The organism is uncultured Rhodococcus sp. (assembly GCF_963525155.1).
GTDB lineage: Bacteria > Actinomycetota > Actinomycetes > Mycobacteriales > Mycobacteriaceae > Rhodococcus_F > Rhodococcus_F qingshengii.
On sequence record NZ_CAURKP010000065.1, the window covers coordinates 1 to 15,095 of the forward strand.

Annotated in this window: 15 protein-coding genes; 5 read left to right on the plus strand and 10 right to left on the minus strand. The window is 63.4% G+C overall.

The genetic code is table 11. The features are described 5' to 3' along the window. Positions 1-35: 35 nt before the first annotated feature. The 5 genes from RWT78_RS15005 to RWT78_RS15025 all read right to left on the minus strand — a co-directional run bounded on the left by RWT78_RS15005 (position 36) and on the right by RWT78_RS15025 (position 3,075). Positions 36-137: a 30S ribosomal protein bS22 gene (locus tag RWT78_RS15005; protein ID WP_003402602.1), complete on the minus strand. Its 102-nt coding sequence runs from the start codon at positions 135-137 to the stop codon at positions 36-38. A gap of 244 nt (positions 138-381) precedes the next feature. Further along, entirely contained in the window at positions 382-618 is a 237-nt protein-coding gene (locus RWT78_RS15010; RefSeq protein ID WP_003941845.1) for a helix-turn-helix domain-containing protein, read from the minus strand. 126 nt (positions 619-744) lie between these two features. Next, positions 745-1,560, minus strand: a complete 816-nt coding sequence (proC, locus tag RWT78_RS15015; RefSeq protein WP_003941923.1) for a pyrroline-5-carboxylate reductase — start codon at positions 1,558-1,560, stop codon at positions 745-747. 34 nt (positions 1,561-1,594) lie between these two features. Then, the gene (locus tag RWT78_RS15020; protein ID WP_042923249.1) at positions 1,595-2,440 is read right to left on the minus strand and encodes a thioesterase family protein; all 846 of its coding nucleotides are present in this window, start codon (positions 2,438-2,440) and stop codon (positions 1,595-1,597) included. Further along, positions 2,437-3,075: a MerR family transcriptional regulator gene (locus RWT78_RS15025; RefSeq protein ID WP_003941997.1), complete on the minus strand. Its 639-nt coding sequence runs from the start codon at positions 3,073-3,075 to the stop codon at positions 2,437-2,439. Before RWT78_RS15025 ends, RWT78_RS15020 begins: the two co-directional genes overlap by 4 nt. Before the next feature lie 150 nt (positions 3,076-3,225). On the opposite strand from RWT78_RS15025, the gene RWT78_RS15030 reads away from it, so the two are divergent. From RWT78_RS15030 to RWT78_RS15045, 4 genes are all read left to right on the plus strand, one after another. Further along, entirely contained in the window at positions 3,226-3,849 is a 624-nt protein-coding gene (locus RWT78_RS15030) for a TetR/AcrR family transcriptional regulator (RefSeq protein WP_054826513.1), read from the plus strand. 155 nt (positions 3,850-4,004) lie between these two features. After that, positions 4,005-5,471: a wax ester/triacylglycerol synthase domain-containing protein gene (locus RWT78_RS15035; RefSeq protein WP_314676455.1), complete on the plus strand. Its 1,467-nt coding sequence runs from the start codon at positions 4,005-4,007 to the stop codon at positions 5,469-5,471. A gap of 3 nt (positions 5,472-5,474) precedes the next feature. Then, positions 5,475-7,811, plus strand: a complete 2,337-nt coding sequence (locus RWT78_RS15040) for a glycerol-3-phosphate 1-O-acyltransferase (RefSeq protein WP_314676456.1) — start codon at positions 5,475-5,477, stop codon at positions 7,809-7,811. Beyond that, positions 7,808-9,241 (plus strand): HAD-IB family hydrolase, encoded by a 1,434-nt coding sequence (locus RWT78_RS15045; protein ID WP_003941905.1) that lies wholly within the window; start codon positions 7,808-7,810, stop codon positions 9,239-9,241. Before RWT78_RS15040 ends, RWT78_RS15045 begins: the two co-directional genes overlap by 4 nt. Here RWT78_RS15045 and RWT78_RS15050 read toward each other — a convergent pair. From RWT78_RS15050 to RWT78_RS15060, 3 genes are read right to left on the minus strand one after another with little or no spacing between them, the layout of a single operon-like run. Further along, positions 9,221-10,105, minus strand: coding sequence for a sugar phosphate isomerase/epimerase (locus RWT78_RS15050; RefSeq protein WP_208689747.1), 885 nt, complete (start codon positions 10,103-10,105; stop codon positions 9,221-9,223). The genes RWT78_RS15045 and RWT78_RS15050 overlap by 21 nt on opposite strands. A gap of 7 nt (positions 10,106-10,112) precedes the next feature. Continuing rightward, the gene (locus RWT78_RS15055; RefSeq protein WP_314676457.1) at positions 10,113-11,228 is read right to left on the minus strand and encodes a hypothetical protein; all 1,116 of its coding nucleotides are present in this window, start codon (positions 11,226-11,228) and stop codon (positions 10,113-10,115) included. Next, positions 11,228-12,178 carry a Ppx/GppA phosphatase family protein gene (locus tag RWT78_RS15060; RefSeq protein ID WP_003941975.1) on the minus strand — a complete coding sequence of 317 codons (951 nt, stop codon included), beginning with the start codon at positions 12,176-12,178 and terminating at the stop codon, positions 11,228-11,230. The genes RWT78_RS15055 and RWT78_RS15060 overlap by 1 nt, the downstream gene beginning before the upstream one ends. A gap of 66 nt (positions 12,179-12,244) precedes the next feature. Between RWT78_RS15060 and RWT78_RS15065 the strand changes: the two genes are divergently transcribed. Beyond that, the gene (locus tag RWT78_RS15065) at positions 12,245-13,030 is read left to right on the plus strand and encodes a hypothetical protein (RefSeq protein ID WP_003941928.1); all 786 of its coding nucleotides are present in this window, start codon (positions 12,245-12,247) and stop codon (positions 13,028-13,030) included. Positions 13,031-13,117: 87 nt separating this feature from the next. Here RWT78_RS15065 and RWT78_RS15070 read toward each other — a convergent pair whose 3' ends face one another. Together RWT78_RS15070 and RWT78_RS15075 are read right to left on the minus strand one after the other, a co-directional pair. Further along, positions 13,118-13,807 carry a response regulator transcription factor gene (locus RWT78_RS15070; RefSeq protein WP_003942020.1) on the minus strand — a complete coding sequence of 230 codons (690 nt, stop codon included), beginning with the start codon at positions 13,805-13,807 and terminating at the stop codon, positions 13,118-13,120. Next, positions 13,804-15,039 (minus strand): ATP-binding protein, encoded by a 1,236-nt coding sequence (locus tag RWT78_RS15075; RefSeq protein WP_314676458.1) that lies wholly within the window; start codon positions 15,037-15,039, stop codon positions 13,804-13,806. The genes RWT78_RS15070 and RWT78_RS15075 overlap by 4 nt, the downstream gene beginning before the upstream one ends. Positions 15,040-15,095: the final 56 nt, after the last annotated feature.

Here is a 15,095-nt window from a genome sequence, read left to right on the forward strand (position 1 = left end):
CCCCGGAAGGGGTGGCGGGCATCAACAGGTACTGCTTATTTACCGAGTTTCCTGCGCTGTACTCGGGTACGACGAAGCAGCTTGCGGTGCTTCTTCTTCGACATGCGCTTGCGACGCTTCTTGATCACTGAACCCATAGCGGGTGTCCCTCACGTTCTTCTCTAGCGTTCCTGCGCACGCCGGTCACGTACGCCTGCGCCAAGCAATTGGCGCCTGGCCCTCGTTTTAACTAGCTCAGCGCCTTACGACACCAGCTTGCTGGTACGACAGTGACTCATCGTACCGGTGTGGAGTCACTCGGCATAAACCGAGCCTCCGGCACAGCAACCGCTGTGCCCGCGACTCGGCTCACGCCGAGGTCATCCTCTTCGAACCGGCTGGTCAGCCGGCATCGAAGTACGAGGTTTCGAGGTAATCGTGTACTGCCTTCGCATGTACACGGAACGAACGGCCCACTCGTACAGCAGGCAATTCGCCACTGTGTACCAACCGGTACACAGTCATTTTCGACACCCTCATCAAAGTTGCTACCTCAGCAACAGTGAGGAATTGCGTGCCGGCCACTGCCGGCTTTCCGTCGTGGGACGAACCCATGGACGGCTTGTTTGCAGACACCATTAATCCACATACCTCCAGCACGACTCGCGCCGCCGGCTTCCCCTCCGGCGGAACAGACACGTACGTACTAAGTCGAGCTTAGCTGTACTGGTGGGGTTAAAGCGACGGGTGTGGCTAAACGGACGACTAATCCGCAGCTGCACCCATCGCGGCCGAGCGCGACTTGGCGGCATCCAAGGCATCGAAGAACGCCGTCCGCAGGCCGCCCGCTTCGAGCTGACGCAGTGCCGCAGCCGTCGTTCCGCCCGGTGACGTCACCGCGGCGCGAAGATCCGTCGCGCTGTCGCCGGTGCGATCGAGCATCGCTGCGGAACCGACCATCGTCTGCACCACCAATTCGGTAGCGACCGGGCGCGTCAGGCCGAGACCGACTCCCGCGTCGATCATCGCTTCGGCGACCAGAAAGAAGTAGGCCGGGCCGGAACCGGAGACAGCAGTGACCGCGTCGATCTGCGATTCGGGAACCGTGACCACCTTGCCGACGCTGCCGAGAATGCCGCGTACGAGCTCGAGATGCTCGGCCTTGACGTGCCGTCCAGGCGAGAGCACGCTCACGCCCTCCCCGACCAACATGGGAGTGTTCGGCATGACGCGGATGACCGGGAACCCTGCGGGCAGACGCGTTTCGAAGAATCCCGTGGGGATTCCCGCAGCAAGGGAAACGATCAATTGTTCGAGGTCGCCGTCCAGATCGACCTTCGTCAACGCCGTGAGCGCTGACTCGACGTCGTTCGGCTTCACCGCGATGACGATGACGTCCGCACCCTCGGCGGCATCGGCGACCGTGCTGACGCGGATGGAGTATTCGGCGATCAATTCGTCTGCGCGAGGCTGATATTGCTCGGCGACGACCAGATCCTTGATGGCGTGGCCGGCCTGCAACAGCCCGGAGATCAGCGCCTCGCCGATCTTGCCGCCACCGATAATCGCAATTCTTGTCATGGCGAACAGCCTGCCACGACCGCAGCGATCGACCCTAGCGGGGCATCATCGCCAATTGACGACTCTGGACGACGACTGCGCCCGTCGAATCGAGAACAGCATGATCCTCTTCGAACCACGTGCTGCCCAGAACATCCGAGCTCGCCCGCACGCGAAGCCATCCCGGCGTCGGCAGTCGGCGCAGGTACGTCGTCAACTGCACGGTCGGCGCCCACCCGAACAGGCCGCGGTTCATCGTCACCGGCGCGCTGATGTCACCCGCCATGATCGCGAACAGCACAGCGGTGTCGAGGTCGTTTTCGTCCTCGGGTCGAGGACGGACCCACATCCTGACCTCGGCCTCGCCTTGGCTGCCGGTCAGGAAGTGCGCCGAGGTGGTGTCGATTCGCATGTCGCAACCCTGACCGACATGCACGACCTGCGCCATCGGGTGATCGCCGATGACTGCCACCGCACTCTCCGGCGGTTCCGGTGACATGTCGTCGATCGACGAGGCCGTGACGAAGGTGGGGTCGCCGTCATCGGGGAATCCGAGCGTGACCGCCGCGCGAACAGCGCTGCGGCCCGCCTGGCTCAACTCGACGTCGAACAACGCGACCTGGCGTCCCTGCTTTCGGACGATCACCTCCAGTTCGACTTCACCCGGATCTGGGGCCGACAGATAGTTGGCGCTCACCGCGAGTGGCTGCATCTTCAGAAGCGAGTCGTTCTCACCTGCGCCGTCTCGCAGACATCGACGCGCGGCAGCGGCGCACACAGCCATCATGGAGCCGCCGTGCACTTTCGGCCCGATGGTCCAGATCGAATCGATCGTTGCGGTGTATCGCCCGTCGCCGAGCGAGGTGAGGCGATTGAGATCTTGAAAGGGACTGGTGCTCATCGATTTTCCTGTTCGGTGCTTTCTCGGTGTTGCGGGAAATGTCGTGCGGCCAAATCTTGGTGCGCCAGGCGTCGCAAAGCTGTCAGGACGGGTTCGTACATGGCGGTTCCGAGGACCGCATAGCGAATGCCGTCCTCGGTCGAACTGGTAGGCATCAGCTCGATTTCCACTTCGGCAATCCCTCGGATGTGGTCGCCGTAGGCGCGCAGGCGCTCGTCCGAGAGACTCAGTCCTGCATCCTCGAGGCCGATCAGTGCCCGCTCGAGGTGCGCGACCGCCACGTACCTCGGCTCGAAGACCTGACCGAGAAACTCCAGAACCTTGCGAGCTCTGGGGAACTCTGGATCCGGTTCAGGTTCGACGTACGGGGGTAGTTGCGCGATTGCGCGGCCGAAAGTCTCGAATTCGGATCGCTCGTCACTGTCCACCAGTTCGAGCACCGCGCGAATCCGTGGAATCGCGAGTCCCGCCCCGGCCAGGGCCCTGATCAACGCGAGTCGCCGGACGTGCTGTTCGCCGTACCTCGCTCCCGTTGCGCTGGTCGGCTCACCAGGCATCAGCAGACCTTCACGGAGGTAGTACTTGATAGTGGCCAGTGCAACGCCGGACCGTGCGGCCAGTTCGGAAACCTTCACCGCTCCTCCGTCCAACTCGCTCGACCCATTACTGGATAGTGATGCTATCCAATGGTGGCCGAGCATCGGTAAGGAGGACACACCTTGCGCTAGGGTTGAACCTTCTTTGCGCACACCACCAGAAATTTCCGAACGGAGCGAACAGGCGGAATGACGGATTTGCAGTCGGAGGCTCAGCCCGACGAACAGTGGCGCATCGTGGAACCACTGACGCTGACTCCCCTGCTCACCGCCGCACTCGAGGTGTTCCACGAACTCGGTTACCACGGAGCGTCGGTTCGTGACATCGCAAAACGTGCCGGTGTCACCGTGCCGACGCTGTATTACCACCACGGCAACAAACAGGGCATCCTCGTCGCGCTGATGGAACCGGGCATCGAGAACGTCACCGCACGCGCGAGCACTGCGGTCGACGCTGCCGGACCGTCGCCGACGGCACAGTTCGGCAATCTCGTCGAGGCGTGTGTTCTGCACATGACCAGTCGCGCCGACATAGCCTTCCTCGATTCCGAACTGCGGTACCTCGAGGACGCGGAACGAAAGAGCTACGCCGCCAAGCGAAAGAAGCTCGAGAACCTACTCGTCGACGTACTGACGGCAGGCGTCGAGAGCGGTGAGTTCACGGTCCCGGACATCACCGGAACGGGCCGTGCACTACTGGGAATGTGTCAGTCCGTCGTCCTCTGGTATCGACTCGACGGACCGCAGACTCCGCGCGAAGTCAGTGTCCTCTACCGCGAGATAGCCCTGAAAGCCGTCGGCGTCACTTCTTGAGCACTGAACTTCCCGGCATGTCCGATTAGCCCTTAACTGACGAACGTCACACCTGTCGGCTGACACCGAAACCGGGACGCGCCCACGGTCGCGGGTCCACACTTAGAAGCAGAGATGCGCGGGGTGGATCCGCAGACCGAGGGAGTTCTTGACGTATGGCCAACAGCAATCCATTTGTTCCTCCTAGCGCGGTCGACGTCGACCTTTCCGCGGTCGCCTGGGGGGCGAACCGCACGATGTCCGACTTCGAGACTGGAATGTGGCGGATGGAAGAGGCGCAGCCGCAACTGCGCTCACCGATCGTTGCGGTAGAGGTACTCGATCGTGCCCCGGACTGGGATCGACTTCTCGACGCAGTGGAGTGGGCATCGCACGTGGTTCCGCGTATTCGTATGCGAGCAGTGGAACCGGCAATGCAGCTGGGCAATCCGGTGTGGTCCGTCGATCCCGAGTTCGACATCGGCTACCACCTACGACGCGTCCGCTTACCTGCACCGGCGGACTTCGATCACGCACTGCGCATGTGTCGTCACCTTGCGACGGAACCTTTCGACAAGGCTCGACCGCCGTGGAGCGCGCTGCTCATCGAAGGTCTCGACGACGGTCGCGCCGTGTTCGTGGTCAAGACTCACCACTCCATCACCGACGGCATGGGCGGCATCCAGATGATGACGCTCCTGCACAGCAGACGCCCGGACCCCACTCCGAACAAGCCCGACCGCACACCGCCTGCTCCTGAGCATCTGTCATCGGTGGGCGCCTTCGGCGAGGAGGTCGTCAGCGAGATCCGGCGTGCGCCCTCGCGTATCGCCAAGCTGGTCCGCGGTGCCACCAATGTTGCGACCACGGCGATCTCGAGTCCGATCACGACGGCTTCCGAGGTCCTCGGTTACGCCAATTCACTCCGCAAGATCGTCACTCCCCCAGCTCGTTCCGGTTCCCCTCTGCTCCACGATCGTGGTCTCGGACGGTGGTTCGGAACTCTCGAAGTGGGTGTTCCCGAGCTCAAGGCCGGAGCAAAAGCTGCCGGCGGCTCACTCAACGACGCTTACGTCGCCGCATTGCTCGGCGGCTTCCATCGCTACCACGAAGCCTTCGGACAATCCGTCGAGAGCATTCCGATGGGTATGCCGATCAGCATGCGCACGGGCGCGGATGCCAACGGCGGCAACCGGTTTGCAGCCGTTCGCTTCAACGGCCCGGTCGCCGAAACGGATCCGGCCAAACGCATCAGGCAGGTGCGAGAGATCGTTCTGAGTCTGCGTGAGGAACCGGCGTTGGACGCTATCGACGTCGCCGCCCCGATCCTCGCTCGCCTGCCGAACTATCTACTCGCGAACTGGTATCTGTCCCAGTCGACAGGACTGGACCTGCAGGCGAGCAACGTCGCCGGCGTCCCGGTACCGGTCTATCTCGCCGGAGCGAAGATCGAGCGGATGTTCCCGTTCGGCCCGGCGCCCGGTTGCGCGGCGATGGCGACACTGGTCTCCCACGTCGGGGTGTGCTGTATCGGAATCAATCTCGACACCGCTGCGATCACGAAACCCGCCTTGCTGATGCAGTGCCTGCAGGAGAGCCTGGACGAGATCGTGGCCCTCGGAGTTCCAACGGAAGGTGCGTGAGTCATGAGTGAAAACACGACCAACCCGCGCGTGTACCTCACCGAAACCATGACAGAGGCCGAAGCCGGCGTGCTGCGAAAGTGGCTTGCCGACAAGGCAACCGCATCCGAAACACGGCCGGTCACCGTCAACATCACCGACAAGACCCTGGCCGAACTGGCGGCGCGGACCGACGACCCGATGCTCGCGCCGCTTCGCGTGGTGTGGATCCCGGACACCCATACCAAACACAATGTCGCGGTGCGGGTGCGCGATGCGCTGGCACCACGCGACCCCCTCCACCCCGGACGCGGCGCGCAGCGCAGAACCCTGCGCACCGACCCCTCACGGTGCCAGGTCATCGAAGGTGAACCAGCACCACTGAGCGATCTCGAGCGTCGCCTCGAAAAGAGCGGTGGCGGTTCACTACCCGAGTTCATCCGACGGCAGGCCGCCCTCGCACTCGAGCGCGCCGAATTGGGCCTTCTGGGTGGCCAGTACAAGGTGTCGCGGTTCGTGGTCGACGAGATCACCGACACCCGCCGGTTCACCACCGAGGTGATGGCTTTGGCCGACCGGTTGAACATCGCCGTCGCCGAAGTCGACCGCCGCGCCCGTGAAGCTCTCGAAGAAATGGTTGCCACCCAGAGTCGCCAAGCCATCGCGGTGTGGGATCGCCTGGGCCGCTACTTCGCTCGCGCCTACAAGCTGGACGTGGACACGAGCCGCTTCGAGGAACTCCGTGAGCTGAACAAGGAACACTCACTGGTCTTCCTCCCGAGTCACCGTTCGTACCTCGATCCCCTCGTCCTGCGTCCGGCGTTGATCGCGAACGGCTTGCCGCTCAATCACGTCATGGGCGGCCTCAACATCAGCTTCTGGCCCATGGGCTCGATCCTCAAGCGCAGCGGCACCGTCTTCATTCGTCGAAGCATCGGCAACGACGAGGTCTACAAGTGGTCGATGCACGAGTACATGCGCTACCTGCTCACCAAACGCTTCAATCTGGAGTGGTACATCGAAGGTGGACGCGGGCGTACCGGGAAACTACGCCCACCGCGCTTCGGTCTCCTGACCTACCTGACCAAGGCCTTTCAGGTCAGCGGCGCATCCGACGTGTACCTCGTCCCCGTCGCGCTGAGCTACGACCAGCTCTACGAGGTCGGGGCAATGGCTGCCGAGGCACTCGGCGCCGAGAAGACACCGGAAGGCCTGCGCTGGATGGTGGGTTACGTACGCGCCCAGGGAAAACGCAACGGCGTCGCGCACGTGACCATCGGCCGGCCGCTCTCACTCGCGGACGCACTCAGCCAGGAAACCGATCAGCGCCTCGCCATTCAAAAGGCCGGCATCGAGGTGTGTCACCGCATCAACGAGGTCACACCGGTGACCGTGTCTTCACTGGCGATGTTGGCGTTCCTCGGAATCGAAGACCGGGCGTTGACAGTTCGTGAACTCACCGCGATTCTCACGCCGCTGTTCGGATACATCACCGCGCGAAATCTTCCGATCGCCGGCGACGTCGAACTGTCCGATCCGCGTGTCATCGAGAAGGCGCTGCAGACACACGTCGATTCCGGTGTGCTCGAGCGCTTCGATCGCGGCGGCGAGCAGGTCTTCGACCTCGGCAAGGATCAGCATCTTGTTGCTGCCTTTTACCGCAACAACACAATTCACTTTCTCGTCGTGCGCGCCATCACCGAACTCGTGCTCCAGGCAGCCGTCGAAGAGCGGTTCGAGGATCCCGTCGGAGACGGTTGGGCCGAGTCCAAGCGCATCCGCGACCTGATGAAGTTCGAGTTCTTCTTCAGCGACCGGGACACGTTCGAGCAGGAGATGCGAACCGAGCTGACCCTGATCGATCCCGAGTGGGAAACCGTCATGGCCGCCGACAAACGAACCGAGCACATGATCGAGACGGTGCGGCCGTACCTCGCGCACCGAGTGCTGCAACCGTTCCTCGAGGCCTACCAGGTTGTCGCCGATCAGCTTGTGCTCGCGCCGATTTCGACGTCGTTCGACGAAAAGTCCTTCATCAGCAACTGCATCGACGTCGCACATCAGCGTCGCCTGCGGCAGCAGATCGCCAGCAACGAATCGGTCTCCGGTGAGTTGTTCGCCACTGCACTGAATTTGGCGCGCAACCGCAACTTGATCGAAGTCGACGACGACGGAGTCCGGGCCAGGCGCCTGGCGTTTGCCGCGGAGATCAAGGTCCAGGTCGAACGTCTGCGCCATATCCGAGCACTCGCGCATGCACGGCTCGATCAGGTGGCGATGCCCGTACCCGACGCCGCAGCAGTAGTGACCATTCCAGAAGCAAACCGAGCGCCCGCCGAGAACGAGGAAGTAGGACTGTGACCGGACTCGAGCGTCTGCACTCCGCCATCGAAGCCGCGCCTCCCGGGCCCGGAACGATCGCCGCCTTCGACCTCGACGGCACCTTGATCAGCGGGTACTCGGCCAGCGTTGTGTACCGAGACCGCCTGCGACGCTTGGATATCAGCGTCGGCGAACTCTTGCGCACCACCGGTGCCGCGATCGACACCCAATTCCGCGGTGCTGACGTCGGAGCACTGATGGACATCGGCGTTCGAGCCTTGGGCGGCCGTACCGTCGAGGAACTGAACGACTGGGGCCGACGGCTGTTCAAGCAGGAGATCGCCGCGATGATCTACCCGGAAGCCCGCGGGCTACTGGCGGCACACCGGCGAGCGGGCCACACGATCGTGATGGCTACGTCGGCGACTCCGTTCCAGGCCAAGTACGTCGCCGAAGATCTCGACATCGAAGACGTGCTGTGCACCGAGCCCGAAGTCGTCGACGGCATGCTCACCGGCGAACTGTCTTCGCCCGCACTGTGGGGGCCGGCCAAGGCCAATGCCCTTGCAGGCTATGCCGAGAAGATGGGCGCCGATCTGAAGAACGCCTTTGCGTACTCCAACGGTGTCGAAGACGTCTTCATGCTCGAGGCCGTCGGGCGACCTGTCGCGTTGAATCCCGATCGTGGTCTGGCCAAGATCGCGTTGCGCAATCACTGGCCTTCGGTCAGCCTGCGTAAACCGCAACGAGGCGCAACACCGATCTCCACGATCCGAACGGCGACGGCCATGGGCGCGCTTGCTGCCACCGCCGCCCTCGGTGCGTCGGCAGGCATTGTCACCGGGAACCGTCAACTGGGTGCGAACCTGGTCGGCACGTACGGCCCCGACATCTCGCTCTCACTGCTGGGCATCGACGTCGAGATCGACGGCGAGCACAACGTGTGGGATCACCGCCCGGCGGTGTTCATGTTCAACCATCAGAGTTCCCTGGACATGTTGGTCCTGGGCACCGTGATCAAGCGTGACGTGACCGGCGTCGCGAAGAAGGAAGCGGCAAGCGATCCGCGGTTCATGCCCGTCGGTGCACTGCTCGACGTCGCCTACATCGACCGCACCGACACCACGAAGGCGAAGGCTGCACTGCAACCGGCAGTCGACAAGCTGAAGAATGGTGTCTCGATAGTCATAGCTCCGGAGGGCACCCGTTCTCCGACGCCACGTCTGGGCCCTTTCAAGAAGGGTGGATTCCACTTGGCGATCCAAGCCGGTGTGCCGATCGTGCCCGTGGTGATTCACAACGCGGGTGAACGGATGTGGCGCAATTCGCTTGTCGCCCATCCAGGCCCGGTCTATGTCTCGGTGCTCGATCCCATCTCGACCGAAGGCTGGGAGACCAAAGACCTCGACGCACACGTCGAGAAGGTGCGCGCGCAGTTCGAAGCTGCGCTACTTGCCGGCCACCGCTGAGCGTGCCAGGTGCTCGCGTGCAAACGCGAGCGCCTGCGCCAGCATCGACGCCCGCTCCCGCCGGGTGCGCGCGTTCTGCGTGTTGATCTCGATGACAGCCTGGCCGCTGAATTCGCTCGCAGCCAATTGCTGACACAACTCCGCGCACGGCTGTGAGCCATGCCCCGGAATCAGGTGCTCGTCCATCGACGCCCCGCGACCGTCGGCCAGGTGCAGGTGCTCGAGCCCCTTGCCCATACGGGAGGCCAACTCCAGGGCATCCATGCCCGCCGTCGCGGTGTGCGACAGGTCGAGTGTGTAGTGAGCGTGATCGGAATCGGTCGGGTCGTACGACGGACTGAACGCGGACAACGCTGCCCCCGGACCGCCACGCTTACGCAGACGCTCCGCGGACTTGTCCTTGCCCCCGAAGAAGCTGTCGGCGCGCATGGGGAACATGTTCTCCACCGCCACCACGACGCTGCTCTTCGATTCGAGATCGACAACCTGTTCCGCGAAGCCTTCGGCGTACTTGCGCTGCCACCGGAACGGCGGGTGGACGACCACCGTCGTCGCTCCCAAGGTTTCGGCGGTGCGCACCGAACGCTCGAGCTTCTCGACCGGATCGGAACCCCACACGCGCTGCGAAATCAGCAGACAGGGCGCATGCACGGCCTGCACCGGAATCGCATACTTGCGAACGAGGGCAGCGACAGCACCGACGTCCTGACTCACGGATTCGGCCCACACCATCAGTTCGACACCGTCGTATCCGAGATCAGCGGCGTAGCGAAATGCTGCTTCCGTGTTCTCCGGATATACCGAAGCCGTCGACAGGCCGACGGCTATCGGCCGACGAACCATGCGCTGCGATCCCCCGATCATCGTCCGATCAACCCGAGGTCAACAAGAACGCCAGTGGACCGAGCGTCACGATCATGCCGACGACCACCGCGATCACGAAACTCGTGATGTCGTCTGTCTTGCGCAGAACCCGCACGACGGCAACCAAGCCGACGATCACGATCAGCGCGAGCACCAACGCCACCCATGGCAGCATGTCCCACAGCTTCTCGAAGCCCTTGAACATCGCGCCGCCGACGATCAGTGCAACAACCACCTGACCGGCAAGCACTGCCCATTCACGGATCGAGTTACGCTCGCCTGCCTCTTCCGCTGCCGATTCGGCTTCGACATCGGACTCCGCGACGGCACTGGAGTCTTTTGCACTGTCAGCGACTGCCGGTGCCTTGACCAGATCGACCACGGCGGTGGATTCGGCCTCGCCGGCATCCGCGTCTGCGATTTTGTCGATCAGTTCGGTGCTCTCTTCCGGCGCGGCCGGAGCAGGAGCGGTCTGTGCAGGTGCCTTGGCGACGGGAGTGGGGACACGCGGCGGCAGGATCGGCGGACGCAACGACGGCGACTGCGTTGCGGCGCGCTCCTGACGCATCAGGTCGCCCGCCAGGGTCTGACCCGACAGCAGGGCTGGTTCCTGCGTTACCTGCGTCGGTGACGAGGAGTTGAGCGGTGCCCGGCTCACCCACTGCCCGGGCGAGGACTTCGAGGTCTGTCCCGGCGAAGGTGTGGAAGTCGGCTTCGGAGTGGTGACCGGCGGCGCAGCAACCGGCTTCGACTCGCCCTTGGGTGCCTGCGGTTCGTCATCGTCATCGTCGTCGAACGAGACGGCGAAGGCTGCGGTGCGATCGGCGGGAACCTTCGGTGCCGGTTCGGCTGACTTGGCGGTTTCCGCGACGGCCTCGGCCGGCGCTGAAGGTGCAGAGTTTTCCGGCGCAGCGGCTTCGGGCTGGGCTGCTGGTTCGTCGGACTCGGGCTCGGCGGCCGCGCGCGATCCCGACTGGCGAACGATCGGGATCTCACCCGTCAGTTCGGCGACGGAGATGCCACCGGCTACGCCGCGCCGGCGTCGTCCACCTCGGGATTCGACGCTCTGACCGTTCCGCTTGAGCAGTTCCGCTACGGAAATCTGCTGACTGTCCTCGGTCATCAAGCACTCACCACCAATTCACCGCCCATTTCTGTGTCGAGCTTTCGCAGAATCAGACCCTCACGCAGTGCCCAGGGACAAATTTCCAGTTCGTCCACTCCGAGCGCCCGCATGGTTGCCTCTGCGATGAGCGCGCCGGCCACAATCTGCTGTGACCGATCCGAGCTCACTCCTTCCAATTCTGCACGGTCCGCCGCCGTCATCCTGGATATGAAGGCTATGAGTTGCCTGAGTCCGCTGGAAGTCAGGGTCCGTTTTGCCCGTGGGCCTGCGGCAGAAGGGGCCGCGCCGGTGAGCCGAGCCAACGATCGGAAGGTCTTCGAAGTCCCGACCGTGCGGTCCCAGTCGCCGGCGGCGCGCAGTTCCTTGGCTGGTCCGACCAACTCCGCGTCCAGCCAGTCGCGCAATACAGCGACCCGGCGCTTGCCCGGCGGATCGGCCTGTAGCCAGTCGCGCGTCAACCGTCCGGCACCGAGTTGCAGTGAGAAGGCGACGTCCGGATCCTCGTCACCACCTGCGGTGAGTTCGAGCGAGCCGCCGCCGATGTCCAGGTTCAGGATGCGTCCGGCGCTCCAGCCGTACCAGCGGCGCACTGCCAGAAAGGTCAAGCGGGCTTCGTCGACCCCGGAGAGAACCTCGAGATTGACTCCGGTCTCGGCGCGGACGCGGGCGAGCACGGCTTCGGAATTGTTGGCGTCACGGACGGCGGAAGTGGCAAAAGCCATCATTTCCTCGCACCCTGACGTCTTGGCGATACCGGCGAATTCGGAGACCGTCGAGACCAACCGATCGGCTCCTGACGTGGTGATATCGCCGCGGTCGTCGGTGTTTTCTGCCAGCCTCAACGTGGACTTGGTCGAGCTCATGGGTGTTGGGTGGCCGCCCCGATGGGCGTCCACAACCAATAGATGGACGGTATTGCTTCCGACGTCGAGTACCCCTAGTCGCACATCGCCACGTTACTGGGTCTACGGTCGGCCCTTGTGACAGCAGGTAACCCAGACCGGTCCCACAAGATGACTCCGAGCCCCGAGGTCGATCTCGATTTCCCGCGCGAATGGGTCGAATTTGTCGATCCGGATAACTCCGAACACCTCATTTCCGCTGATATGACGTGGTTGCTCTCGCATTGGACCTGCGTGTTCGGCACGCCGGCGTGTCAGGGCATCATCGGAGACCGCCCGGACGACGGTTGCTGCTCGCACGGCGCTTTCCTCTCCGATCAGGAAGATCAGGACAAGCTCGATGCGTCAGTGAAAATGCTCACAGCCGAAGACTGGCAGTTCATGGAAAAGGGTCTCGGCAAGAAGGGCTACGTCGAAGAAGACGACCTCGAGGACGAGCCCGCGCTGCGCACCCGCCGCTACAAAGGAGCGTGCATCTTCCTCAACCGGCCGGGTTTTGCCGGGGGCGAGGGCTGCGCTCTGCATTCCATGGCGCTCAAGAAGGGCATCGAGCCGCTCGAGGTGAAACCGGACGTGTGCTGGCAGCTACCGATCCGCCGCACCCAGGACTGGGTCGACCGGCCGGACGGCGTCCAGATCCTCAAGACCACGATCACCGAGTACGACCGCCGCGGCTGGGGTGAGGGCGGCGACGACCTCGCCTGGTACTGCTCCGGCTCCCCCGACGCTCATGTCGGGGAGCGGCAGGTCTGGCAGTCCTACGGGCCAGAGTTGACGGAACTTCTCGGAAAGCGCGCGTACGACGAGCTGGCTCGCCTCTGCAGGCGTCGCGCGGGCCTCGGCCTCATCGCAGTCCATCCGGCGACCACGATCGCTCAGAACAAAGCTCAGGGCTGACTCCGCCTGAACAAAAAGAATTCAGCCGCTCACACGATCGTGTGAGCGGCTGAATTCTTCTCGACATTTCTTCTCGACGAGGTTCGATCACGCTTCGAGCTTGTAACCCAACCCACGGACCGTGACCAGATGTTCCGGCTTGGCCGGATCCGATTCGATCTTCGAACGCAACCGCTTCACGTGTACGTCAAGGGTTTTGGTGTCACCGACGTAGTCGGCGCCCCAGACGCGGTCGATCAACTGTCCGCGGGTCAGCACCCGACCGGAGTTGCGGAGCAGGTACTCGAGGAGGTCGAACTCCTTGAGCGGCAACGTCACCGGGTTACCCGCGACCTGCACGACGTGGCGCTCGACGTCCATCCGTACCGGTCCGGCCTCGAGCACCCCGTTGTCGGAGGCGAGGTCCGCCTCGTTCTCCACCCCGCGGCGCAGCACCGCACGGATGCGAGCGATCAGCTCGCGCGCCGAATACGGTTTGGTCACATAGTCGTCCGCACCGAGTTCCAGGCCGACAACCTTGTCGATCTCACTGTCACGCGCCGTCACCATGATGACGGGGACGCCGGAGCGCGACCGCAGCGCCTTGCAGACGTCCGTGCCACTCATGCCGGGCAGCATGAGGTCGAGCAGGACGATGTCCGCTCCGGAGCGATCGAATTCCGCCAACGCCGACGGTCCGTCGTTGACGATGGTGGTCTCGAAGCCTTCCTTGCGGAGCAGGAACGCCAGCGGGTCCGCCAAGGACTCCTCGTCCTCCACGATCAGCACACTCGTCATCGTTTGGCCTCCATGCCGTTTTCTCTACTGCCTTGTTCTCGTCTGCCGATCCGCGTGGAACCGGCGGTTCCCGCGTCGTCAGAGTCGATGTCGTCGTCCGACTCCACGTGTGCCGGTATCTGCAACGTGAAGGTAGACCCTGTACCCGGTTTGCTCCACAGTTCGATGGAGCCGTTGTGATTGGCCGCGACGTGTTTGACGATCGCCAGCCCCAGACCGGTTCCACCGGTCTGCCGTGACCGCGCCTTGTCCACGCGGAAGAATCTCTCGAACACTCGCTCCTGGTCCGCTTTCGCGATGCCTTCTCCTCGGTCGGTGACTGCGATCGCGACATTGTCGCCGCGTACCGACCGACTGACGGAAACCGGAGAACCCTTGGGCGAGTATGCAAGAGCGTTCTCGATGAGGTTGGACAATGCCGTGACGAGGAGAGTCTGATCCCCGAGTACTTCCAGCCCACTCGGATGGTCGGTGGTGACCGTGATCCCGGCGGCCTCGGCCGACAGATTCGATCTCGACAGTGCTTCGGACACCACGGTGTCGACGTCGACCACGTCGAGATCCGGCAGCTTCTCGGCACCTTGCAGACGCGAGAGTGCGATCAACTCGGTGACCATCTTGCCCAGACGAATCGACTCACCGAGCACCCGTTCGCCGAAGTGGCGCACCGATTCCGGGTCGTCAGCGGACTCGAGCAGTGCCTCCGCGAGCAGGCTCATCGCACCGACCGGCGTCTTCAGTTCGTGGCTGACGTTCGCGACGAAATCGCGTCGGGTCGCCTCCATGCGGACCTGCTCGGAATCGTCGTCGGCGAACAGGACCACGAAGTTGCGATCGTCCTTGCTGAGCAACCGGGCCGTGCCACGTACCGCGATCTTGTCGCGGCCGCGCTGAGCGGTCTGCGCCGTCAGATCGACCTCGACGGGTTGACCCGTCCGCAGAACTTCCTGAGCAGCCCGCCAAGCTCGCTCGTCGACCAGACGATTCTTGACGAGACCGAGTTCCTCGGCGCGAGGATTGAAGAGCACGACGTCGTGAAAACCGTCGACGACGGCGATACCGCTTTCCGAAGCCAACACGATGAGGTCGAGAACCTGGGACATCGTGAGCCCGGTCTGTTCGTCCGAGCGCTGACTCTGGCGCGACGACAGCCTGGGTACCAGCACCCCGCCGACGAGGTAGCCGACCAAGCCGGCGACCACGACCAGCAGCACTGCAATCACGACACTCACGGCGCAATCGTACGTTCGCGCGAAGAGTCGGTTACGGCGGGTTCGGACGTTCCCAC